We start from the raw sequence: 23,958 nt of genomic DNA, 5'->3' as shown, positions 1-23,958 counted from the left end.
GTGGGCAGCCCGAAGGCTGCCCACTGTTTCCTTACAAGCTGTTCAAGAACTTGATGACCTTGTCCAGATCACCACTTTGCTCAAGCGCGGTGCGCTCTTCGATGGCTTCTTCTTCGTGTAGCGAGATAGCCTCTTCCAAGCTGCTGGCGCGACCGTCATGCATAAACAGAGTCGGCAAACCGCGGCGGTTGAGGATCTCGATGTTACGGCCGATGCCCCATAGCGGCGGTGTACGGTACATGCTGCCGGTACCGATATCGTGCAGCTTCATATCGGTGTAGGGGCGGATGTAGATATCACGCAGTGACTCCGGCGCATCGCTGCGAGTTTTCTGAGTCGGCTGGTGACAATCGATACAGCCAGCATTGTGGAAGGCAACCTCCCCTTCCGCCACTTCCGGATCGGTGTATGAGCTGTACTTGCGCACTGGCACGTGCAGCAGCTCGGTGTAGTTCACCACCCGTTCGAACTCTTCCAGACCGATGTCTTCAGGAAGTAGGCCGTGGTCATTCCACAGCGCATTGGTGGTTTGCTGACGTACATCTGCCACCGAACCATCCCAGGTCAGGCCCACTTCAGCGCCTTCGATCCAGCTCAGCAGACCGCTGCCGTAGGTAGGCGGCGCAATCAGCGGACCTTTTGGCGTATTCGCCACAAACGGGCTACGGCCATCGCGCACGTGGCAGTCGCCGCAACTGGCATTGCCCTCAGGCTGGATCACGTTGCCGTCTACGTCGGCCAGCTCAACCGAGCCGGGGAAGCCGGTGCTGCCTTCACGGGCGCCTAACTCATCGCTCACACCATGGAATAGGTGGTGGCCGAGCAAGAAGTCATTCACCAAGTCAGGGTCGACCACGGTGGTCAGATGCTGAGTAAAGGCCGCATCACGCTCGTCGTTTTCCACGGGGTTACAGCCGTCAGAGTGAACCATCCGCACACCAGCACGACCCGAGGAGTTCAAGCGAGGATCGCCGGTGGAGGTGGTAAAGCCAGCACCCGGGGTGGTGTATTGCATGGTGTTGTAGACCTGCGAGCTAATGCGGTCGCCGCCGTATTTGGAGTTATCGGCCGTTGGGAAGGTTGCCTCCCAGCTCATGATCTGCCCGTAGTCCCAGACATCGGCAGGGATCGGGTAGGCGTTCACCGTGTACTGGGGCCCCTGACAGTTACCGGCGCCCCTCTCCAATAGCTCGATACGCATCGGCGCAACGCTGGCATCGGCTTGGATGGCAATGTTACCCGGCTCATCGATAAAGTGAGTGGCGTAACGCTCCAGGCCAGACAGTGGCGACATGTTGTAGGGTAGCGCGTCGAAGATGGACTCTTCGGTACGATCCCGTGAGTGTGGGTGACCGTGACGCATCCAGTTGGCGCTGTGATAAGTCGTCTTGCCGCGCTGGTCTGGGTCGACGCGATCGTCTGGCTTAGCCTCGTCATAGACGAACAGCGCCGAGTATTCCCAGTTACCGTCGGGGTCGAGGTTCACTTCGCCGTACTTGCGGTAGCGGAAGAAGTAGTAGTACTCGCCATAACAGGCACCGGGGATATCGGCTTTATACGGCCCAGCCAAGGTGCCAGGCATATCCGCCTTGTGGAACTGGATCTGGTTGTTGGAGCAGTAGAACTCCAGGTTTGGATCCTTGGCCTGACGCGGCGCGCCATAACCACCCCAGGGTGAGAACTGGGCAATCAAGCCGTTGTCCATCGCTGAGTTATGACCGGGGTGCCAAGTGATGGTGCGGCCATCCAGGTCGAAGGTGAAACCATACAGACGAGGCTTCTTGCCAAGGATCGGCGTCTTCAGCGCCGGAGCGGGGTAATCCACCAGTGGCAGCTGAGGAATCAACTCCACAGAAGCGACCCACCAAGCGTTATTCACGCCATGGCCTGAAGTATCACTAGCCTCCGCATCACCTACGTAGAAGTACAGCGGACGGCCGTCGTAGGTCACCTGATACTCGATGATCTCAATCGGTTCACCGCAGTCATCCACCTCAGTGCGCACACGTTCGATGGTGGCAAACTCGCCGGTTACACCGCCCACAGGCGCAAAGCTATCCGGGCTATCCACCAACAGTGCAGGCCAGGTTTTCAGGCAGTCCTCATCACACGCGCTGCTCAGGTAACCATCATCATCGAAGGTGTACAGGGTAAAGCCGGGCTGCGCGGTTGCCGTACCCGCTTTTAGGTAAGGACCAAACTCCGGGCTGTGTACCACCGAGCCAATGGCCACTTTGACCGGCTCGCTTGGGCCGCCATCACCACCGTCGCCCCCTGCGATAAAGCAAGGCGACTCGCTCAGGCCTTCTCCGGGTTTCAGTTGGGTACTGAAGATACACTGACCACCGTTGAACTGACCACCTTGCAAGCGGATCTCTAGGTCATAGGTGGTGGCTGCATCCACCGAGGCCAGCTCGGTTTGATAGCGCTGATAGTAAGCCCCCGCTTGCTCGGTGTGATCAAACGGCCCGGTTTCTGGTAGGTTCGGCGCATTGTTTTGCAGGCCCAGGATGGCAAAACCGGGGTTGTGACCGGCCATTGCCCGGTGATAAACCACCCCGCCATTGGTCAGGCCAAACACAAAGCCATCGCCATACTCAGCACCCGGGTCGACCTCTACCGGCGGTTCGCCACAGGTGTTGTCGTCGCCCACAAAGAACGCGGCGGTGGCGCTGGCGGTAGCGCCTTGGTCATCGGTGGCAACGGTACGTAAGGCGTAGTCGCCTTTTACCAAGTTTCCGATAGACCACTGATAAGGAGCGCTTTGCAGCACGCCGGCCGACAACTCGCTGCCCGCCGGTTCGGTATACAGCAGCTCGACCCCTTCAATCTGGCCGTCGGCATCGCTGGCCACTACGCTAATCGCCGCATTGTCACCGGCTTTCAGGCCACTGGGGAGGCTGGTAAAGCTGACCGTAGGCGCTTGGTTCTCATCGCCGCCAGTGTCCGCGACTGCCGCAACGCTGATGCTGTCTTCGGCGATGGCGCCATCATCATCGCTGGCCACCACCCGCAGTAGGTAATCGCCCGCTTGCGCGGGGGTAATCTGCCATTGATAAGGTTCTACGCTGAACGTACTCACCAGCGACTCGCCACTGCCCGGCTCAGTGAGATAAAGGGCTACCGTATCCACACTGCCATCGCTATCGCTGGCACTGGCAGTCACGCTCACAGACTCACCCACCACGACCGATGCTGGCTGGGCTGAGAGGCTTACTGTGGGCGGCTGGTTCTCCGGTGGCGTGGTGCCACCACTGCCGCTGGCAACCACCGGGATATCCTGCGAGATATATTGCCCGGTGGCATTATCTTGAATCTGGATTTTGATGTTGTAACTGGCGTCCAGCTCCACCGACTGCTCGGTCACCGCACGCTGCCAGCGGCCGTCGACCAATGCGCCACTGACGCAGTAGTTATCGACGCACAGGTAGTTCCAACTCCCTGTCCAGCCCTGATCATCAAAGTAAACCGTTGCCTGGCCGCCGCTAACCTCTATCCCTTGGTCTGCGAGTGCGCCACTGGCACCGGTGAAAGAAATGGCTGCCACCATTGAGCTGAGCAGCAGCCTGCGCGAGCCCGCGCGTGTTCGGCTTGCAAGTACTGACATTGTCACTCTCCATGTCTGGTTGTTGCCGAGTACCGTACAACTGAAACCGGTTACATTTTCACCAATTAAAAAAGGCAAATTCACTTCCCGACACAGGAATGCTATTTACCCTTTACATACTAGCAACACAATTAGAGCATTATTTCGACTACAAAAACAAATAACCAAAATGACAATTAGGTGGTGGTTTCGAAATATTTCTAGTCGCTTCACAGATTTTGCAGGACGATTATCTAGCAGATCACAAAACATAGCTAAAGTTGCCAAAGATAACTCGCAATGACCTTTGCCAAACGGTGGGGTACTATTGAAGGTAAGGATGCGCGAATTAACAACTATCGCTAATCCCTTGCCAGGCCTGAGGTTTTGCCTCGCATAACAGCAATCAACTAAGCGCGATGAGAGTCGCTTCCCTGAGACACCACCAACAATTGGAAACGGGATGAAAATATTACTGTTTGGTGCAAGTGGAATGGTTGGCAGCCTGCTGCTATCGCTATGTTTGAACTCGCCGCAAGTAAGCCAAGTAACCATCGTGGTGCGCAAAGCGACCGGCAGGAGCCACTCCAAACTTCAGGAAGTCATTGATACTCAGTGGATGAATCCGCAACAGCCTAAGGATTACCTGCAGGGTGTGGATATCTGTTTCTACTGTGTGGGGGTCTATCTTGGTCAGGTTGGCCGAGCCCAGTACAAAGAGATTGCCGGTAATTACGCGCTACGGGTGGCGAGCCCTTTGGCAGAGGTCAGCCCCCATGCCCAGTTTCATTTTCTTAGCAGCCGCGGCGCCGATCGCAGCCAAAGCAGCGGATTTTTACCAGGTAAAGTGTTGGGTCACGCAGAAGCGCAGCTAGAAGAGGTGTTGGATACTCGATTGTGCTGCTATCGTCCCGGCTATATCTATCCGGTGGTGCGTCGTCAGGAGCCACATATCGGCTATCGCCTAATGCGTCAGTTGTATCCGCCTTTGAGCACCCTGTTCCCGGATATGGGGATAGCCTCGGACTACTTGGCGCTGGCCATGCTAAGCAACGCCTTAAGCGACGCCCCCCAGTTTATTATGGAGAACGCCGACTTACACCGCTTAGCCGAGCTGCAAGCGCTGGCTGACTAACCAGCGCGGCTCGCCCAGAATGCTCTAGGTGATCGATGGCCAATCGCCGTAGTTGGCGTCGCCGTGGTATACCTTGGCCTCATCCAGCGGGAAGAAGCCTTCAACTACCGCCTTCACTTTGGACAGTACCTGGTCACGCTCTTCCAGATCGGCGAAGTAGCTAACGGCTACATGGTCCTGATTATCAAAGTAGGCGTGGAAGATATCCCAGCCGTTATCGGCTTCCAGCGTAACCAGCGCATCGTCTAGCTCTTCGAAACGCTCAACGTCGGCGGCAAAACGCAGCTCCAGACAGTCTACGGCATAAGGACCAATCGCCATTTTCTTCATATGGCGGTGCTTGTGATGGCGCTTTACTTCAGGCTTGAAGTAGTTGGGGATGGAGATGATTTCCATGGGTGTCCTCTGAGACAAAGCTCTTCGATAGTAAACATGCGATGCCCAAGCGGCATCTTTTCGGTGGCGGAGCATACGGCATGCCCACACAACAAACAAGCCTAGCGCAGATAGTAGATTTAGCCGCGCGGCCACTGCTGTTACAATGGCGGCGTTTATCTCAAAAGTTGGTCACTACATGAACTATTTCCCTCTCGAGCAGCATAAAAAAGCGTGGATTTTTCGTCGCCAGGATCTACCCATCAACGATAATGACAAGCAGGCCATCAAGCCGATGACAGAGCCGCGCGCGCAAGAGCTCTGGAAGCAAATGGTCAGTCGCCAGGTTGATCACCCGGACTTTTTCCGCAGTGGTGATTGGGCCTTTAATGTGGAGACCTGGCAGGAGCAAGGGAACTGGGAAGAAGTGTGGGACAGCGAGCAGGCGGCGCTGCCCGAGCTACTGCTCGATACCTTGCAGTGGGAAGACAACACCATCGTTTACTACTGTAACGACCAATACAGCGTGATTGAAACCACTTGGGGCACCTTCAAGCGCTGCTGGAAGAACTTCCTGTTTATGGACGACGGCGCGCTGCTGCTTGGTAAGCGCCGCACCGAGGTCGCTCAATTTTTAGCGAACGGCAGTTTTCGCACCGGGACCAAGCCTAAGCAGTTGTAATACCAATCTACATAAGTAACCGTTCATTCTTGCTGGTTAAAATCATTGATGACAGCGTCAGCGCTTGTGTAATTAGTCCACTAGTTACGGCAAGCGCCTCCTCGCCCTCAATAATTTTCCCTGCGCAATACCTGACCATGAACTTATCCAGATTGGTATAACCCATCGCCTTCAGCGTTCTCACGTTGCATTTTGCGAGTGCCCACTCGATAGGGCGTTTGCAAAATGCGAATGCTCCTCGCTACTTCTTATAAGCATCTGTAAATTAGTCTATTTCCCATACTGGCCCGATTATTGATGTCTATATTAGTGATAACCACTTTTGCTCACTGACATCGATTCATTTTCACCGGATTTGGGGAACAGGCTATGCAACGATTTATTCTGGCGCTGATTTGCACGGTAACAATGACCTCTGCCAACGCCAACCTATTGCTCAACGGCAGCTTTGAAGACAACAGCCTCAAACAAGGAAAGTGGGCCTACTTTAACAGCGATGATGTGCAAGGCTGGTCGGGCGATAACATCGAGATCTGGCACAACATGTTCTCGATTGACGCCACCGACGGGCAACAGCACATCGAGCTCAACGCTCACTGCAATAACAAAGGCAAGCCCTGCCCCGAAGGTAACTACCAGATATTTCAAGCGTTCGACACCAACCCCGGACAGATTTATCAATTCGGTTTTGACTACCGCGCACGCACCAAACAGGATGAACGCTTTGCCGTCAGCATCATCAATGACCTGAGCGAGCTGCTCTACTACCGCGAGTTTGATGACCACACTCGTCGTATGTGGAACAGCCTGGATGCACAGTTCACCGCTGACAGCCAAGGGGCTTCTATCCACTTTCAATCTCTTACCAGCGGCCGCTTGGGCAACCTGATTGACGATGTGTATGTTGAATCTCAGCCGCTGCGCTTGGCCAGTTTCGCCTCGGTCAACGAGCCGGATGCCCGCTACCTGCTATTGATTGCGCTGATTTGGTTAGCCTTGGGCAGCAAAATCTTTGGCATCAGAAAGCGCTTAAAGGCGCAAGCTTAGCTCGCAAAACTCTCCCAAATCCTAAACGTGAAAAAGCCAGACAGTCCCTTGCCTGGTTTTTTCGAGAGTAGAGGGTTACTTACGATTAACCGAAGTCACCGTTTACATAGCCTTTGGTGCGTTCGTCTTGAGGAGAGTTAAAGATCTGCGCGGTTTCGCCGTGCTCTACCAGCTCACCCATCCAGAATACCGCGGTCTTGTCCGAGATACGCTTAGCTTGGTTCATAGAGTGGGTCACGATCACGATGGTGTAGTCTTTGCGCAGCTCTTCCATCAACTCTTCAATCTTGTGGGTCGCGATAGGATCCAGTGCCGAGGTCGGCTCATCCATCAAGATCACTTCTGGCTGGATAGCAATCGCACGCGCGATACACAGACGCTGCTGCTGGCCACCCGACAGACCAAAGGCGTGGCCGTCTAGTCGATCGCTCACTTCATCCCACAACGCAGCACCACGTAGCGCATTTTCAACCGCTTCATCGATAACCTTCTTATCGCGGATGCCTTGGGCGCGCAGGCCGTAGGCCACGTTTTCGTAGATGCTCATCGGGAACGGGTTGGGCTTTTGGAAAACCATGCCCACTTTCATACGCAGGCCGCCTACGTTGCGCTCTTGGTAGATATCGTTGCCATCTAGAGACACGTTACCGGTGATCTTCACGTTCTCGATCAGATCGTTCATACGGTTCAAGGTGCGCAGCAGGGTAGATTTACCACAACCCGACGGGCCAATCAGTGCAGTCACTTTACGCTCAGGGATCGGCAGGTTAATGCCTTTTAGCGCGTGGTTTTCACCGTAGTATAGGTTTAAGTCTTTAACATCAAACTTATTCATAACTGTCTCTTAGTAGGTCGCTTTGTTTAGACGGCGACCAATTAGCTTGGTCACAAGGTTGATAGCCAGTACCAGTACGATCAGTACCGTTGCCGTTGCATAGGCTTGGTTCCAGTCGTGAACGGTGTATAGCTCTGTGGTGAGTTTGTACAGGTGTACCGTTAGGGTACGACCAGAATCAAGTACTGAATCAGGGATACGGGCCACCATACCGGCGGTCAAGAATACCGGTGCAGATTCACCAATAACACGGCCGGTACTTAGGATTACCGAGGTGATGATACCCGGCATCGCCGATGGCAAAATCACTCGCCAAATAGTGTAGATCTTTGATGCACCCAGTCCGTAAGAGCCTTCACGGTAGGCCAGCGGCACCGCAATCAGTGCCTCTTCAGTGGTACGGATGATAACAGGTAGGATCAAGATGGTCAGGGTCAAAGCACCCGACAAGATCGAGAAGCCTAAGCCTAGGGTTACCACGAAGAAGGTCATACCGAAAAGGCCGTAAATAATCGACGGAATACCGGCCAGCGACTCGGTACAGAAGCGGATAACCTTAACCACTTTACTGCCGGGCTTGGCGTATTCAGTCAAGAACAGCGCGGTCATGATGCCGATTGGCGCGGCAATGGCGATGGACAGAATCACCATGTAGATGGTCGATACGATCATCGGCCAGATACCGGAGTTCTCTTTATCAGTCACCGAGTAGTTAGCGCTGATAAAGGTCCAGTCTACATACGACAAACCATTCGCCAGGATATGCCACAACATCCATACCAGGAAGATGATGGTCAGGCTGGCTCCGCCCCAGATCAGTGACAGGGCAATTCTATCTTCAATCGTTCGACGCATTATCTTGCCTTCTCTCGGTTGAGGTATAACAGGGTGGCGTTAAGCACCATAACAAACACCAGCAGTACGATACCGGTGGTGTACAGCGCGCTAGAGTGCAGGCCGGTTGCGTAGGCCATTTCCATCGCGATGTTGGCGGTAAGCGAGCGAGCAGAATCGAGCAAGTGACGCGGCATTGCCGGCGAGTTACCCATCACCATGATAATCGCCATGGTCTCACCGATGGCGCGGGCAATACCCAGTACCACACCGGCCAAGATGCCCGAGCGAGCCGCAGGCAGTAGCACTTTAAAGATGGTGAACATCGGTGATGCACCCAGCGCCAGTGAGCCCTCTTTGTAGCTGCGAGGCACGGCGCGCAGCGCAGTCTCTGAGATGGCAATCACGGTAGGCAGAATCATCACCGCCAGAACGATTATCGCAGCCATCAGGGTGTTACCGGCAGGAATGTTAAACACCTTCTCCACCATCGGTACGATAATCACCAGGCCAAAGAAGCCGTAAACCACCGAAGGAATACCGGCCAGCAACTCTACCGCTGGGCGTACCACGTCAGCTACTCGCTTAGGCGCCACTTCGGCCAGGAAGATAGCGGTTAGCAGGGCAACCGGAACACCAATAACCACCGCGCCTAGTGCTGAAATTAGCGAGGCCACGATCATTGGGGCAATACCAAACAGTACCGGTGGCACCCACTCCATGCCGAATACAAAATTGGTTACACCGGCATAGCTCAGCGCTGGCATGCCTTCTTTAATCAAGAAGTAGCCGATAAGCCCTACTGAGAACACTCCAATAAAGGCGCTCAGCATGAACAAGTATTTGAATAGGTGATTGGCCCAGTCAACTCGGTTGGCTGATGCCTCTAGTGCTTTCACTACCTGCCCTGACTGCTTAGCAGTGGGGGCGTGGTTTACAGTTACTACGTCACTCATAATCTTCACTTCGTTTTAAACGCAACAAAGAGGCAACCACTACTGGCCGCCCCTTCCTTTTAAGTAAATCCCTGTTTTTTATAGGAACTACTGAACGTCGATGTAACCTTCGCTTTCGATGATTTGTGCACCTTCTTCACCCATGATGAAGTCGATGAAACGCTGAGCTTCAGCTGCAGTGTCTTCTTGAACCATCAGTACGAAAGGACGTGCAACACCGTACTCACCAGCGCGGATAGCTTCTTTAGTTGCTGGAGCGCCGTCTACTTTAACGGTGCGCAGAGACTCATCTACTGAACCCAGAGAGATGTAGCCGATTGCAGCAGGGTTGTTAGCAACCAAGGTTTTGATTGCACCGTTACCGCTTTGTACTTGTGCGCGTGGAGAGATAGCAGTCACTTTCTGACCGTTAATCTTGCGAATCAGACCCATGATGTCTTCGAATGCACCACGAGTACCTGAACCTACTTCACGGGTTACTGCAACGATTGGCATGTTGGCACCGCCCACTTCGCTCCAGTTAGTGATTTCACCCATGTAAATTTTCTTAACTTGCTCAGCAGTCAGGTCTTGAACGCCGTTAGCGTTGTTCACTGCTACTGCGATACCGTCCATCGCCATAGTGAATTGCTTAACACCAGCTTTCAGCTCGTCGTCAGCAACTGCACGAGAAGACATACCAATCATGCTGGTACCGTCGTTGGCAGCACGTATACCTGCGCCAGAACCAGTACCTTGTACTTCTACAGCATCAGCTTGTGCAGCTTGGTATTTCTCAGCCAGTACTTCCATAACACCGGTTACAGAGGTAGAGCCAGAAACAGTTACGGTGCTAGCAGCGTAAGCAGAGGCACCAAACATTAGCGATACAGCGCTGATAGATGAGATGATTAGGTTTTTCACGATACTACTCTCTAAAGTTGTTTATTGGGGGTCACGTCTCCTGTGACTCGACGCAGATTAAAACAAGTCAATGTGACAGCCACATGACAGTTAGTGAAATATTTTAGGAAAGAGAGAATAGGCGAAACTTTAGACAGGTGCTTTAGGTTTTATTTACAACTAAAAACCATAAAAAACCTATCATCTACGATGGCGACATGTCAGTCGCCGTGCGGGCTGATACCCGAATAACCTCAAGATGCAGGATTCAGAGCTTCATCAGGTATACCACTAAAACGACGAGCCTGGCGTGTTAAGAAATTCGCGTTCTTCCGAGCTACTAGTGCGCCCAAGGAGGGTATTACGGTGCGGGTAGCGACCAAAGCGTTCGATAATCCGCGCATGCTGCAGCGCGAAGTCATAATTCTGCTCCAGTCCCGGCTGGGAGAACAAGGCTACGCTTTGCTGCTGGATGACTCGGCTCTCCGAGTGCATAAATGGCATATACAAAAAAGCCCGCTGGATGGGCGCAAGTACCTTGTCCTGATAGTTGGCGATGGCCTGCTGGGCTAGCACCAACGCCACGGAATCATAGGCAAAGGCTTGCGGGCTATCGCGGAAGATATTGCGAGAGAACTGGTCCAGCACAATCACCTCAGCCAGTGAGCCCTGTGGTCGCAGCCGCCAATGGGCGAGCTCTCCGGCGGCCGCAGCCCGGTGAAATGCTGCGAAGCGCCGCTCCACCTCTCGGTCAAAAGCTAGGTCTTTTTCAAACCATTGGGCGGGTCGGCATTCTGAGAACCAAAAATTCAGTACGTCCATGTAATGCATTGCTCTCTCCCCCTTCACTCCTTGGCTTTAATGCTAGCAGCCACAATCCCCTTGCAATAGCCACTCACATTGCTGGTAGTTACCGGCAATTGCCAGCTGGGCCACATAGTGCACCACCTCACAGCCGGCCTTACCCCACTCACAGCGCGGGGCAGCCACCACCTTTAAGTTGATGGCTTGATTATGCCAGCGCCAACGGTGCAACTGCTGCTGGCCAGCTTCACTGAGTAGCTCTGTGCTGCGGCTGCCCCATATAGGTTGTGCGCGTCCATCGCGGTTTAGGATGGGATCGGAGCCATCGAGCTGGGTCTGCAGCAGAATGCGGGTTGGGTTGCCAGCCACGGTGGGCAGGTAGAAGCTACACGCGCAGCCATAGTATTGCTGATTCGCGGGAATCGGATTGAGTTGGCAGTCGCTGGCTTGGGCATTAGCAACGGGGAACAGCAGGCAAGCAGCTAGCACTGCACACGCTCCTCCAAAACTCTTTGATAAGTGCCAGCTAGGACTTAACCAGATAGTAGGCACAGCGCCGCGCTCCCTGCACAATATGTTCTTGGCGTGACACTTGATAGCCCTCGAACAGGTAGCCCAACATCGCCAGCTCGGAGCGACACAGCTTTTGGCAGGCGCTGGCGGCGGCGCAGATCGGGCAGTGGTCTTCGATAAACAGGTAGCCTTGGTCATGGGCAGCCCAGCTGGCCAAGTAGCCCTCCTCACTGCGGCGGCGGGTAAAGGCATCCAGCTTGGCTTCGACATCCTCAATCGGGCTTAGCAGCCGCTGATAGTTGCTCAGGCTTTGCTGTTCGCGTTGTGCAACCAGCTGATCCAGCCCTTCATCACCAAACACCTGCTCAACGGCGCTGAGTAGCTGCACGCTAAGGTCGCTGTGCGAGTCGGGAAAGCGCGCATGGCCGCTGGCGGTCAAACGCCAAAAGCGGGTCGGTCGACCCACTTTCACCTTTTGCTCATGGAATTCCACTAAGCCTTGCTGCTCTAGCTGGTGCAGGTGCTGGCGCACCCCCATGGTGGTCATGCTCAGCTGATTGGCCAGCATTTTTACGCTCTGCTGACCGTGGCGCTTAATGGTAAATAAGATTTGTTCGCTACTTTTCATCTCCGTCATTATTGAGGGCGATGAGGATTATGTAAAGTTAGTACTTTATTAATTAGCCTGAATTTGGGGGAGGTTCACGTCCAAGGTGAGCTCTCCCGATTCTCTGGCTGGCTCGCGCCGCCGTCGACGTTTCGCCAGCCACTTGCTATTGCGCGATGAGCTAAGTGCTTGTTCTGCCTTTTGCTGTGACTTAATAGGCTTAAGTAGTGCCTGTGGGTTCATAGACTGACCTCGTCGACCAGGTAGACAATCGATTGATAGGGAATACCGCTGTGTTTCATTAAGCCGATCTCACAGGTGCGGCTATTGCTGTAGCCCCGCGAGCAACCTTCCGGCACTTGCTCACGTAAGCGCTCCAGTGCACTGGCATTAAGTTCGGGATGGCTGAAGCCTTTGTCGCCCGCCCAGCCGCAGCAATAGATCTGCTCTGGCAGTACCGCCTCGGGCGCACAGGCCTTGGCCAAGCCCATAAAGGCCTGTTCAACCCCCATCCGCCGCGAGCTACAGGTCAGATGCAACATGATGGGCTGCTGCAACGGCAAGATTTCCAGCCGCGGCAAGGCGTGCTGGTAGATAAAGCCCACCGGCTCGTAGATAGCCATATCTTGAGTGAACTGCTCTTGGCTGCGTTTGGCACAGGGGCTGGTGTCCATCAACACTGGCCAGCGGCCTTGCTCACTGGCCTGCCATAACTGCGCTTCCAGCTGCTTGGATTTCGCCTCACTTTGCTCGGCAAAGCCTTTGCTATGATAGGGCAAGCCGCAGCAGCTACCGCCAATCCCCTCGGGAACAATCACCTCAAAGCCAGCCTTTTCCAGCACCGAGCAGGTGGCCTCTTGCAGTGAGCGCTGATCAAGCGCATCAGCCGGCGGCCCCATGGTGCGTGACGCGCAGGAAGGAAAGTACACCACCTTGTCGGGGTGGAATACCCGCTTGGGCTTGAAGCTGGCCGCCGCTTTAGGGAAGGCCGGACTCCACTGTTGCAGCGCCGGCTGCTTGGTCAGCTTGCCGGCTCCATGGGTGAGCTTGCCCATCACCTTTTCGCCCAGTAGCTGCTGGGTGAAATCCATCAACTGCAGACCGACCCGGCCACCACTGGCAAGACCAGCAAAGTGCTTGGCGCTCCAGCGCGCGATAGTCTCGCCGCGCCCCCCTTGCTGCGCCTCGGCCCGAAGCTTGCGCACCAGATCGCCAGTGTTGATCCCCACCGGGCAGCGATCGGCACACAGGCCTACCGCCGCGCAGGTATCGATGCCCTGATACTTGAAGTCTTTTTCCATTCGCGCCAAGCGCTCCGGCTGATCCTGACTGCGCCGCAGGGCAGCTATCTCACGGTAGATAACAATCCGCTGGCGAGGAGTCAGGCTAAGCTTGCGCGAGGGGCAGACCGCCTCACAGAAGCCGCACTCGATACACTTGTCCACCAAGCTGTCGGCGGCGGGCATCAGCTTTAAGTTTCGAATGTGCGCCTGCGAGTCAGGGTTGAGGATCACCCCTGGGTTGAGCAGGCCCTGCGGGTCAAACAGCTGCTTGATCTGCTGCATCAAGGCCACGCCCTGCTCGCCCCACTCCAACTCCACAAAAGGAGCCATGTTGCGCCCGGTGCCATGCTCCGCTTTTAGGGAGCCCTTGTAATCCACCGCTACCAGCTGACTGACCGCCTGCATAAAGCCGTCGTAACGCGCCACCTCTTCCGGCGTATCAAAGCTCTGGGTGAACACGAAGTGCAGGTTGCCCGCCAGTGCATGACCAAAGATCAGCGCCTCTTGGTAGCCATGTTCAACGAACAGCTGTTGCAGCGCCTCGACCCCTTCAGCCAGATGCTCAATCGGGAAGGCCACATCCTCAATCACCACCGTGGTACCAGTGGCGCGCACCGCCCCCACCGCCGGGAACAAGCCTTTACGGATTGCCCATAGGCGGCTGTATTCCTGCTCCAGCGGGGTAAACGCCACCTCGTTGCGGCGCGGATGCGGCTCCAAGCTCTTGATTAACGCATTGCAACGCTGGGTCAGGCCGCTGGCGCTGCTGCTGCGCGCTTCCACCAATAGAGCACAGGCCTGTTTGTCCAAATGTTGGATAAAATCTGGCATACCGGGCTGATCGGCTACCGAGGCCAGCGCCCGTCCATCCATCAACTCCACCGCCGATACCGGCTTAGCGGCCAAGGTTTTCACCGCCTCACAGGCTTGTTGGTTATTGTCGAAGACCAACAAACACGAGGCCTTGTGGGGATGCTCATCGACGGTTTGGTAGGTCACGCTGGCAATAAAGCCGAGGGTACCCTCCGAGCCCACCATCAGGTGAGTCAGGATATCGATGGGGTCTTGATAATCAATCAGTGCATTCAGGCTGTAGCCGGTGGTGTTCTTCAGGCGGTACTTATGCTGAATCAGCGACTTTAGCTCGCTGTTAGCCACAGTCTGCTCAGCCAATTGCTTGAGCCTATGCAGAAAGCGCGCGTGAGAAAAGCGAAAACGCTGCACGCTAAGCGGGTCGGCGGTGTCCAACTCGCTACCATCAGCCAGCACCAGGTGCATGCTTTTCAGCGTGTTGTAGCTGTTTTGGGCAGTGCCACAGCACATCCCCGAGGCATTATTAGCAACAATCCCGCCAATCTTACAGGCGGCAATCGAGGCCGGATCCGGGCCGATTTTCTTTTGATAGGGCGCCAAATAGCGGTTAGCATCAGCGCCAATCACACCAGGCTGGAGGCGGATGGCTTGCCCCTCTTCAAGGATCTGATGACCAGTCCAATCATCGCTTAGCAACAGCAATACCGAATCGCTGATCGCCTGACCCGACAAACTGGTGCCCGCCGCGCGAAAGGTAAAGGGCAACGACAGGTCACGGCAGCAAGCCATCACCCATTTTAGCTGGGCCAAGGAGCGCAACTTGACCACCAGCTTGGGGATCAACCGGTAAAAACTGGCGTCGGTGCCAAAGGCCAAGGTTTCGGTTTCGCCGCTCAGCACCTGCTCCGGTTCAAAGCTCTGCAGCAGCATCTGCTCAAGCTGCTGGTAGGCGTCGTCACGGTTGGTGGGGGTATCAGCTAGGTCGTGTTCACTGGGCATGTCCATCTGCACATCTCTCAGGGTTAGTTCTTGCTGGTTACACCCACTACACGCGGGCTGACTAGCGGTTTCGCGGCATCACACCGACATTATTGAGTGGTTGCTTATTAGAAATCAGCTCTCTACAGTGGTGATCCGCTATCACTCTGTAAATAACGATAGCAATACATCGGTATGGCCGGGCTGCATCATCGTGTTTGGCTTAGCTTAGTGGCTAAGCTTAAGCCTCAGCTATTGGACTAAAGTCGATAAACCACAGAGATCACAAGGGGACGTTGTTGTTGTCGTGGTTCGCTTACTGTAAGCGCCTGTTTATTATTACTTTGCTGATCACCTCGCAAGCGAGCTTGAGTGCCGAGCTGCCGGTCTTGCGACTGGCCAGCATCAAGCAGCTACGGGCGCTCTACCCGCACGCGCATCAAGCGATTTCTAACGCCGGGCTGGAACTTGGCTACCAGATCGAGTTTGTCGATCTGCCCGCGGCGCGGGCCTCCCGCCAAGCCAATGCCGGAGACCTCGATGGCGAGGCACTGCGCGTGCGCACGCCCGGCAAAAGTCCTTCAGCCAACTTACTGTTAGTTGATCAGCCACTGTTTCAGTCCGAGGTCTGGTATTGGACTAATAAGAACAACCACTGTCCTAAACCGGATCAGCTCCCTTATCGCAAGCCGGTGGGCATTATCGGTTGGCAGTATTTCGAGCAGATGTATGCGCTGTCTCGAGTCGGTCATGAGCAGGTCATTGAGCCGACCAAAATATTCGATATGTTACGACGCGGCCGGGCAGACTACTTTCCAGCCCCCTTGGAAGTGGTTGAGCGGGTGTTCTCGTTACAGCGCGAGCACCTTAAAACCTGCCTGAAGCGGCCTCTGAGTATCCGTTCTTCCTACATGTTGCTGCATGAGCGTCACCAAGAGTTAGTGCCCAAGTTCGCCGCAGCCTTGAGTAAACAGCTGGCGCGAGTAGCCGCTACTCCACCAGTTGCAAGTTCATCTCGATCACCCCTTCTTCCAAGTCCATACGTACCTTAAACCCCAGCTTTTTGGCCAGCCCCGCCATCCCGCGATTTTGGATCATGGTGATACCGCTAACTCGCTCGGTACCCTTGGCGCGGTAGTAATCGATAAGCTTGCTGAGCAGGCGCGAACCGAGCCCCTGCCCCTGCATATCGCTGCGCACCACCATGGCGAATTCGGCTTCGATGTTGTCGGGGTCGATGGTTGCTCTCACCACTCCGAGAATGGCGCGGTCATCCGGTGCTTGACGATCTTCAGCGATAAAAGCCATCTCCCGGGCGTAATCAATCTGGGTGAGCAGGGCCATCTCCTCGTGGGTCATCTGGCCGCGTGCGCCAAAATAGCGTTTGTAGCGGTCTTCGTCGCTAAGCGAGGAGTCGAAGGCTAAGTGGCGTGGTTCATCCTCTGGCAGAATAGGCCGCAGCAGCACCTCGAGCCCAGATTTTAGGTTACAGCGTTGCTCAAGCTCTTTGGGGTAAGGGCGAATGGCAAGGCGCTGTTGGGTGCTCTGGTCGTTGGCGCGCAGCTGGATGTTGGCATCAAGCACTGTCACCTGGTCGCCCGCCACCAACACCGGATTCAGGTCGAGGCGGTAGATCTCGGCGCAATCGATCACCAAGTGAGAGATGCGGGTAAGCAGCGCACAGACCGCCTGCATGTCCATGCTCTGCGGCAGATTACGTTCGCGGATCTTCTGCATCTTGATGGCGCTAATCAGCAGGTAGCGGGACAGCGCCATATTCAAAGGCGGCAACGCCACGGCGGCATCTTTCGCTTCATCCCATTCCGAGCCGCCTTCACCGAGAAAGATCGCCGGCCCGAACACCGGATCGCAGATCACCGCAATCCTTAGCTCCTGGGCACCAGCACTTAAGGCCATGCGCTGCAGCAGCATGCCATCGACCTGCGCCTCTGGATACGCCTGATGCACCCGCTCCAGCATCGAATCGGCGGCAATCTCCAGCTCTTGGGCGTTGTTTAGGTTGAGCGAGACGCCGTGCACATCCGCTTTGTGTAAGATGTCTGGGCTTTGGATCTTCAGCGCCACCGGGTAGCCAATTCGCTCGGCCTGACTGAGTGCTTCGGCCTTGTTTTTCACCAGCCAGGTATCGATGGTGTTGATCCCATAGGCCTGCAGCAGTGCACTGGCGGTATGGGTCTCCAACACTTGCCGGCCCTTGTTGAGGTAGCCCTGGAGCTCTTGGCGTTGTAGCGCGGCGTCAGCTGGGATCAGCTCACTGACGGTTTGCGGGGTATGCTGCAGCAGTTTTTGGTTGCGGCGAAATTCCACCATATGCATAAACGCGCCCACTGCCGCCTCGGGGGTACGATAGGTGGGGATCCCGGCGTTTCTCAGCCGCTCGCGCGCGGCATAGGCACTGTGCTCCCCCATCCAGTTGGTCAGCAGGTTACAACGCCCACTCGCCCGGTGGCGGGTAAAGCTGTCGATCACTGCCTGGGCGCTGTCTTCGCCACAGGCGAACAAGGCCGGGGCATGCATCACCAGCACCGCATCGGCGTCGCCGCTTTCCAGCAACACATCCAGGCATTGGGTATAGCGTTTAGGATCGGCATCGCCCAGCATATCCACCGGGTTCTGCCCGGACCAGCCGGTGGGCAAGATAGCGTCAAGCTTAGCCAGGGTATCGGCAGACAGCTCCGCCAACTTGCCGCCATTTTCTAGCAAGGTATCGAGGGCCAGCACACCGGGGCCTCCACCGTTGCTGATAATCGCCAGTCGCTCGCCCTTCACCGGCTTGGAGTAGGCTAGCGTTTCCACCGCCGCAAACAGCTCATGTAAGTCTTTGACCCGCAGCATACCGGCGCGGCGGAAGGCGGCATCGAATACTGCATCCAGCCCCACTTCACCACCGCTGTGCAGCGCAGCGGCTTGCGCGCCTTGCTGGCTGCGCCCGGACTTAATCACCAAGATTGGCTTGTTGCGCGAGGCCGCACGCGCCGCCGACATAAAGCGTTGCTTGTCTTGAATCGAGTCGACATACAGCATGATGGCCTGGGTTTTGCCATCGCGCCCCAGATAATCCAGCAGCTCACCAAAGGTGATATCGAGCGCTTCGCCAAGCGAGATAAACGAAGAAAAGCCAATCTGGTTGTAGTTGGCCCAATCAAGCACCGTGGTGCACACCGCTGCAGATTGCGAGACAAAGGCAATCTTACCGGGCTTGGCCGGACAGTGGGCGAGCGAGGCGTGCAGGCCAATCGCCGGAATCATTAACCCGATGGAATCGGGCCCTAACAGGCGAAAGTCGAAGCGCTGCAGCAGCTCCTGTACCTCGGCTTTATCGCGCTCATCGAGGCGGCTACACAGCACCACCACTTTGCAGCCAAGCTGACCGAGTAGCGCCAACTCCGCTTTGGCTTGCTCAGACTCAGAACAGACAATCGCCAAATCGGGAGTGAGTGGCAGCTCCAAGATATGTGAGTAGGCCAAAACGCCCAGCACCGCCTTCTCTTTGGCGTTAACTGGCATCACCGGTCCAGCAAAACCACCGTTCATCAAGCCTGACATCACCAAGCGTCCGGCGCTATTGGCCCGGCTGGTAGCGCCAATAACCGCCACCGAGCGTGGCGCGAACAAGCGTTGTAGCTTCCCTAAACTCATTGTCGATCCTTGCAGATTGAGCGTGCATTACGAGGCGTTGGCTTTAGTGTAGCGTGATACCCAAGCCACAACCCCAACCCACTTCATGTTCCTAACCATATTGAAAACGGTAGAAAAATAACAAATTCTTCACAACTTGCTGGACAAGCACCCGATTCTTCTGCATACCATTAGTTATCACTAACAACAAAAAGCCGAGGCAACTATGCCCTTGCGTTCTATCAAAGCGATCGACTACATGACCCTTAACCCGGTCACGGTTACTCCAAAGACGTCGCTGTTCGAAGCGATCGACCTGATGATCACAGCCAAGGTGTCGGGCGCGACGGTACTGAATGAGCGAAAAGAGGTAGTGGGCGTTATCTCCGAGATTGACTGCCTGCAGGCCATCTTGAAAGGCACCTATCACGGTCACTTGGGTGGCAATGTAGGTCAGTTTATGACGGAAGAAGTCGACACCTTAGGCACCGATGTGGACATTCTGGCGGTGGCAGAGAAGCTGTTAAAAGACAAACGCCGCCGCATCCCGGTGGTCGAGAATGGCAAGTTTGTCGGCCAATACAGCGCCCGCAGCATCCTAAAAGCGGTGACCCAGTTCAATAGCGAAAGCTCTCTCGCCTAACACAACATAGAGCCGACTCAGCGCGGCTCTATCTTCCAGCTCTGGCGGTTTCACTGAGCTACTTAACTTTCAGCCCCGCATCGAGCTCTTCCAGCTCGGATTTGATCATGCCGATATCCAGGCTTGCTGGTACCGATAACTCGAACGCTGCTGAGAACACCAGACTCGCGGCATCGGCGACCTGAAAGCGATGGCACTCCATTTTGTCCACCACCACATCGTGTTGCGCCAAACAGGAGGTGATGTCCTGAATCAAACCGGCGCGGTCTTCGGCATCGACATGCAGTGCGACGGTATGACGGGCCACTTCTGGGGTATCCAGGCAAGGGAGGATCTGCAGGTTCACATCGGGGAAATCGATTAGCTTGTCTTGCAGCGGCTCGGCTTGGTCTTCGGGCAGTTCGACCTTGAAGATGGTGGCAAAATAGCCATCGAGATTAATGACCCGGCTGTTGACCCACTTTCCTTGGTGCTGGTGGGTTAGTGTGGCGAGGTCTCGCAGTCGTTCAGGATGCTCAGCACCACTGACGGTTACCATAAACATTGCACTCATAGTCCAGTCCCTCCTAGCTCACACGAATTAATGGTTCACGCGAAATATGGTTCACTTGGCAGTGTGGTTCACTTAAAAGTGTAACCCGAGGGCTGGAGGGCGGCAGGAGAAATCCCTAAAAGCTTGAGCCAGTTGGCTAAACCCGGAGTGTTGACTAGCGAGTCCTAAACATCGCCGCAACACCCCGATAACAGAGCGCAGGTAAGGTGGCTTAGCGGCGGTAAACGCCAACGTTATCAAAGCCCTGCTCTTTGAGGTACAAGGCTTGTAGCTTGCTCATCACGCCGCGATCACAGTACAGCAAGTACTGCTTACTTTGGTCCAGATCGCCGAACTGGGTAGCCAGTTTAAAGAACGGCAGATGCACCACTTCCACGTCGTCGAGCTCCAGAGGCGCAACTTCTTCCTCTTCCGGAGCGCGCACATCCAGTACTACCGCATGCTCTTGCTGCACTTCGGTCACGGTCTCAACCTGATGCACCTGCTCATCGCTCTCATTGGCAATATCGCGAATATCGATAATCCGCGCCTCTTCCACCACCTTATCCAGCACGCCAAAGTCGAACTTCTGCTCTTCTTCGAGTAGCTTCGATTCAACCGCTTTAACCGTAGGCTTTTGCGAGATTACGCCACAGTACTCCGGCATGGTCTCGGCAAAGTCACCAGTGCCGATGTGGTGGGCGGTGTCGATGATATCTTGCTTATCGGTGGCAATCAGTGGGCGCAGAATCAGCGTCTCTGACACCTTGTCGATCATTCCAAGGTTTACCAAGGTCTGACTGGAGACCTGACCCACAGCTTCACCAGTGACCAAGGCAGGAATATCCAAACGCTGCGCCAGACTCGATGCGGCGCGCACCATCATCCGCTTAAGCACTACGCCCATTTGGCCGTTCTCAACGTTTTGCAGGATCTGATCGACAACCGGGTCGAAGTCCACCGCAATAAACTTCACGCGGTGCGAGGAGCCATAGCGTTTCCACAGGTGGTGGGCCACTTGCTTCACGCCGATCTCATGGGCACGTCCACCCAGATTAAAGAAGCAGTAGTGCACCTTGGTACCGCGCTTGATCAGCTGGTAGCTGGATACCCCAGAGTCGAAGCCGCCGGATAGCAGCGACAGCACACTCTCTTGGGTGGCGATAGGGAAGCCGCCCAGACCCGGATGCTGGTGTTTCACCAAGAAGGCCTTGTTGTCTTCGATCTCCAAACGGATGGTTACGTCTGGGTTCTTCAGCTTCACGCCGCCCGTTTCACAGTACTGGTTGATGCCGCCACCCACATAACGCTCTGCTTCGATGGAGGTGAAGTCCTGCTTACCGCTGCGTTTGACGCGCACACAGAAGGTTTTGCCTTGCAGGCGATCTTTCCAGACTTCGTGGGTAATCTCATAGAGGTTGTGCAAGTCGGTGTACTCGAACTCGCTCACTTCCAAGAAGTGTTGGATACCCGGGATACAGCCCAGCGCATCCACCAGCGGTTCGCGGTCCGATTCTTCTACATTACGGGCAGTAACGATCAGTCGGTCCCATTCCAGTTTTACCCGGATATCCATCTCTAAGTTGCTCAGCACATTGCGAATATTGCTTTGCAGGATCTTGCTAAAGCGTTTGCGCACCGACTTACTCTTCATAGTAATTTCGGGGAATAACTTAACGATGAACTTAAACTTCATGGGATCGGCTCCGGTAAATTTGGCCGCGGATTATACCCTGAGTTTAGTTTGCCTGCTACGCCTGTAGACTTTTGCAGCGCTTTGGGTAGGTCAACCGAGATAATACATATGGTTCAGAGAAAGCTTGATGCAAAAAAGAGGGAGGCCTTTGCCTCCCTGCTACGTGATATAGGTGGTATTAGTTGGCATCAGCCTGAGGCTGCACCGAGACCTCCTGAGACATCATCGCCTCGCCCTGCATAATGCCAATCTCTACACGGCGGTTTTTACTGCGGTTTGCCGCAGTATTATTCGGCGCAATCGGCAGGGTATCGGCCATGCCCTGCACCCGTAGTCGCTGCTGCTCAAACCCGGGCACCTTGACCAACTCATGAGCCACCGAAACAGCACGTTGACTGGAGAGATCCCAGTTGGAGCGATACAGCTCAGACAGCGCTGGCTGGTTGTCGGTGTGACCCGATACGGTAATCACCCCGGGGATATCCTTAATCAACTCGCCAACCCGGTAGATAATTGGTCTAAAGCGCGGCTGCAAGAAGGCCGAACCGGCCGGGAATGCGCCTTTCTCACGGATACGAATGATGATCTGCTGGCCTAGCGATTCCACCTCAATGGCGCCATCTTCCACCTGATCGCGCAACTGCTCGGCAATCCGCTTGGCTTGCTGGTTCTGGATCTCTTGGGCTTGCGACTCTTGGCTTTGACTGCTCGACTGGGCTTGTGAGCGGCCACCGCTTTGATCGCCAGAGTCTTTTTGCTCGCCACCGGCATCGGCATCTTCACCGTCCTGGAACTCCAGTTTGGCCTGGGTGATATCGATGGTTTGCTGCATGATGGTTTCGATCGGGGTCGGCTCTGGGCGCCCCGGACGGAACTCTTGGGCGATCACCGAGGTGCCCTTGGGAATGTCTTTTACCTCAAGCAGGTTTTGCACACCAAAGGCGTACTTCATCGAGCCGGCGATCTGCTTGAACTTCAATACGTCCATCTCTGAGAACGCCAGCAGCAGTACGAAGAAGCACATCAGCAGCGACATCAGATCCGCAAAGGTTGCCAGCCATAACGGCGCCCCGGGAGGGGGACATTTGCAGGGTTCTTCCATAGCGATTACTCTTCAGCGGTACCCAAGCTACGTTTGCCTTCATGCAGATAGTTTTTCAGCATGGCTTCGATAATACGCGGGTTTTGGCCATCTTGGATGCCCAGCACCGCATCGAGGATCAAGGTGCGATTAAGCTTTTCCTCACCGGCTCGCAGCAGCAGTTTGTCGGCGATAGGGATCGCCACCATGTTTGCCAACATCGCACCATAAAGGGTAGTCAACAAGGCCACCGCCATCGCGGGACCAATCGATTTAGGGTCATCCATGTTGGAAAGCATCGCTACCAGACCAATCAGGGTACCGATCATCCCCATCGCCGGCGCCACATCGCCCAGCGCTTTGAAGATACCGGCACCGAACTCGTGGCGCTCGGAGGTAAGCAGGATGTCTTTTTCCAAGGTGGAGCGCACCACATCGGCGTCGTGGCCATCCACCAGCATGTCGATGCCCTTTTGCATAAAGGAGTTGGTGATCTCTGCCTCTTCCAGTGCCAGGAAGCCACCTTTACGCGCCGAGTCGGCCATTTCAACCGAGCGCTGGATCAAGTCTTCCGGTTTGTCGGCCTTAAACATAAAGGCTTTCACCGCAATCTTCACGGCGCCAATAAACTGGCCGATGTTGTACTTCATCAACACCACAAACAGTGACCCACCGAATACAATCAGTACCGAGGGGATATCGATGAAGATCCCGATTCCTCCCCCCATTACCATCGCCATCACGACGAAGGCAAAAGCCCCAAGCAGGCCTATCAGCGTTGCTAAATCCACAATCTAATCCTTGTAGCCAGTAAAGCGCAGGTTGGCGGTGTCTAACCTGAACATAATTTGAACCCGAAAGATAAACCCACCCAAACCTTAATACTACTCCAGTACAGCGCTGGAGTTGAAGGTGATTATATTCAAAGATTCAAGACCTTGAGATGAATCTCTTCGTTGTACTTTATATCGACCAATAAAAAAATACTTGAGTGGCGAGTTTGACCTGTATACCGCCCTGAGTTAACGTGGCGCCAG

At 55.0% G+C, this 23,958-nt stretch carries 20 protein-coding genes; 5 read left to right on the top strand and 15 right to left on the bottom strand.

All coding sequences use genetic code 11. The features are described from left to right. Window positions 1–31 precede the first annotated feature (31 nt). Entirely contained in the window at window positions 32–3,607 is a 3,576-nt protein-coding gene (locus tag G461_RS0118900) for a di-heme oxidoredictase family protein (RefSeq protein ID WP_026973011.1), read from the bottom strand. 442 nt (window positions 3,608–4,049) lie between these two features. Between G461_RS0118900 and G461_RS0118895 the strand changes: the two genes are divergently transcribed. Next, window positions 4,050–4,721 carry an NAD-dependent epimerase/dehydratase family protein gene (locus tag G461_RS0118895; protein ID WP_026973010.1) on the top strand — a complete coding sequence of 224 codons (672 nt, stop codon included), beginning with the start codon at window positions 4,050–4,052 and terminating at the stop codon, window positions 4,719–4,721. A gap of 24 nt (window positions 4,722–4,745) precedes the next feature. On the opposite strand, the gene G461_RS0118890 is transcribed toward G461_RS0118895, so the two are convergent. Beyond that, complete coding sequence (locus G461_RS0118890) at window positions 4,746–5,117, bottom strand: hypothetical protein (RefSeq protein WP_026973009.1); 372 nt, start codon at window positions 5,115–5,117, stop codon at window positions 4,746–4,748. Window positions 5,118–5,295: 178 nt separating this feature from the next. Between G461_RS0118890 and G461_RS0118885 the strand changes: the two genes are divergently transcribed. Further along, window positions 5,296–5,778, top strand: a complete 483-nt coding sequence (locus G461_RS0118885) for a DUF2947 family protein (protein ID WP_026958502.1) — start codon at window positions 5,296–5,298, stop codon at window positions 5,776–5,778. Window positions 5,779–6,147: 369 nt separating this feature from the next. Continuing rightward, a complete protein-coding gene (locus G461_RS24840; protein ID WP_084429381.1) occupies window positions 6,148–6,825 on the top strand; it encodes a DUF642 domain-containing protein in 678 nt (225 codons plus the stop codon). Between the two features lie 85 nt (window positions 6,826–6,910). On the opposite strand, the gene pstB is transcribed toward G461_RS24840, so the two are convergent. From pstB to G461_RS0118835, 8 genes are all read right to left on the bottom strand, one after another. Next, window positions 6,911–7,660 carry a phosphate ABC transporter ATP-binding protein PstB gene (gene pstB, locus G461_RS0118870; protein ID WP_026973008.1) on the bottom strand — a complete coding sequence of 250 codons (750 nt, stop codon included), beginning with the start codon at window positions 7,658–7,660 and terminating at the stop codon, window positions 6,911–6,913. A 9-nt stretch (window positions 7,661–7,669) separates the two neighbouring features. Next, entirely contained in the window at window positions 7,670–8,515 is an 846-nt protein-coding gene (gene pstA / locus G461_RS0118865) for a phosphate ABC transporter permease PstA (RefSeq protein WP_035477175.1), read from the bottom strand. Next, the gene (pstC, locus tag G461_RS0118860) at window positions 8,515–9,450 is read right to left on the bottom strand and encodes a phosphate ABC transporter permease subunit PstC (protein WP_051326602.1); all 936 of its coding nucleotides are present in this window, start codon (window positions 9,448–9,450) and stop codon (window positions 8,515–8,517) included. The genes pstA and pstC overlap by 1 nt, the downstream gene beginning before the upstream one ends. An 87-nt stretch (window positions 9,451–9,537) precedes the next feature. After that, window positions 9,538–10,353 carry a phosphate ABC transporter substrate-binding protein gene (locus G461_RS0118855; RefSeq protein WP_026973007.1) on the bottom strand — a complete coding sequence of 272 codons (816 nt, stop codon included), beginning with the start codon at window positions 10,351–10,353 and terminating at the stop codon, window positions 9,538–9,540. Between the two features lie 270 nt (window positions 10,354–10,623). Next, window positions 10,624–11,163 carry a DUF924 family protein gene (locus G461_RS0118850; RefSeq protein WP_026973006.1) on the bottom strand — a complete coding sequence of 180 codons (540 nt, stop codon included), beginning with the start codon at window positions 11,161–11,163 and terminating at the stop codon, window positions 10,624–10,626. 33 nt (window positions 11,164–11,196) lie between these two features. After that, window positions 11,197–11,625: a hypothetical protein gene (locus tag G461_RS0118845; RefSeq protein ID WP_026973005.1), complete on the bottom strand. Its 429-nt coding sequence runs from the start codon at window positions 11,623–11,625 to the stop codon at window positions 11,197–11,199. Window positions 11,626–11,662: 37 nt separating this feature from the next. After that, complete coding sequence (locus tag G461_RS0118840; RefSeq protein ID WP_026973004.1) at window positions 11,663–12,277, bottom strand: helix-turn-helix transcriptional regulator; 615 nt, start codon at window positions 12,275–12,277, stop codon at window positions 11,663–11,665. 218 nt (window positions 12,278–12,495) lie between these two features. Continuing rightward, entirely contained in the window at window positions 12,496–15,357 is a 2,862-nt protein-coding gene (locus G461_RS0118835; RefSeq protein WP_342664378.1) for an FAD-binding and (Fe-S)-binding domain-containing protein, read from the bottom strand. A 272-nt stretch (window positions 15,358–15,629) separates the two neighbouring features. Here G461_RS0118835 and G461_RS0118830 point away from each other — a divergent pair, with 272 nt between their 5' ends. Beyond that, window positions 15,630–16,382 (top strand): hypothetical protein, encoded by a 753-nt coding sequence (locus G461_RS0118830; RefSeq protein ID WP_026973002.1) that lies wholly within the window; start codon window positions 15,630–15,632, stop codon window positions 16,380–16,382. Here the strand turns inward: G461_RS0118830 and G461_RS0118825 are convergent. Beyond that, entirely contained in the window at window positions 16,321–18,990 is a 2,670-nt protein-coding gene (locus G461_RS0118825) for a bifunctional acetate--CoA ligase family protein/GNAT family N-acetyltransferase (RefSeq protein ID WP_026973001.1), read from the bottom strand. The genes G461_RS0118830 and G461_RS0118825 overlap by 62 nt on opposite strands. A gap of 205 nt (window positions 18,991–19,195) precedes the next feature. On the opposite strand from G461_RS0118825, the gene G461_RS0118820 reads away from it, so the two are divergent. Next, window positions 19,196–19,612 (top strand): CBS domain-containing protein, encoded by a 417-nt coding sequence (locus G461_RS0118820; RefSeq protein WP_026958491.1) that lies wholly within the window; start codon window positions 19,196–19,198, stop codon window positions 19,610–19,612. 58 nt (window positions 19,613–19,670) lie between these two features. Here G461_RS0118820 and G461_RS0118815 read toward each other — a convergent pair whose 3' ends face one another. From G461_RS0118815 to pomA, 4 genes are all read right to left on the bottom strand, one after another. Then, a complete protein-coding gene (locus tag G461_RS0118815) occupies window positions 19,671–20,165 on the bottom strand; it encodes a glycine cleavage system transcriptional repressor (protein WP_026958490.1) in 495 nt (164 codons plus the stop codon). Between the two features lie 211 nt (window positions 20,166–20,376). Next, a complete protein-coding gene (gene thiI / locus G461_RS0118810; RefSeq protein WP_026973000.1) occupies window positions 20,377–21,840 on the bottom strand; it encodes a tRNA uracil 4-sulfurtransferase ThiI in 1,464 nt (487 codons plus the stop codon). Window positions 21,841–22,018: 178 nt separating this feature from the next. Beyond that, complete coding sequence (locus G461_RS0118805; RefSeq protein WP_026972999.1) at window positions 22,019–22,948, bottom strand: flagellar motor protein MotB; 930 nt, start codon at window positions 22,946–22,948, stop codon at window positions 22,019–22,021. Next, complete coding sequence (pomA, locus tag G461_RS0118800; RefSeq protein ID WP_026958487.1) at window positions 22,948–23,712, bottom strand: flagellar motor protein PomA; 765 nt, start codon at window positions 23,710–23,712, stop codon at window positions 22,948–22,950. Before pomA ends, G461_RS0118805 begins: the two co-directional genes overlap by 1 nt. Window positions 23,713–23,958 lie beyond the last annotated feature (246 nt).

Origin of the sequence: Aliagarivorans marinus DSM 23064 (genome assembly GCF_000429485.1) — a bacterium.
Taxonomy (GTDB): Bacteria; Pseudomonadota; Gammaproteobacteria; order Enterobacterales; family Celerinatantimonadaceae; genus Aliagarivorans; species Aliagarivorans marinus.
Note: the sequence above shows the minus strand (reverse complement) of the source record. Positions and strands in the feature narration are given on the sequence as shown.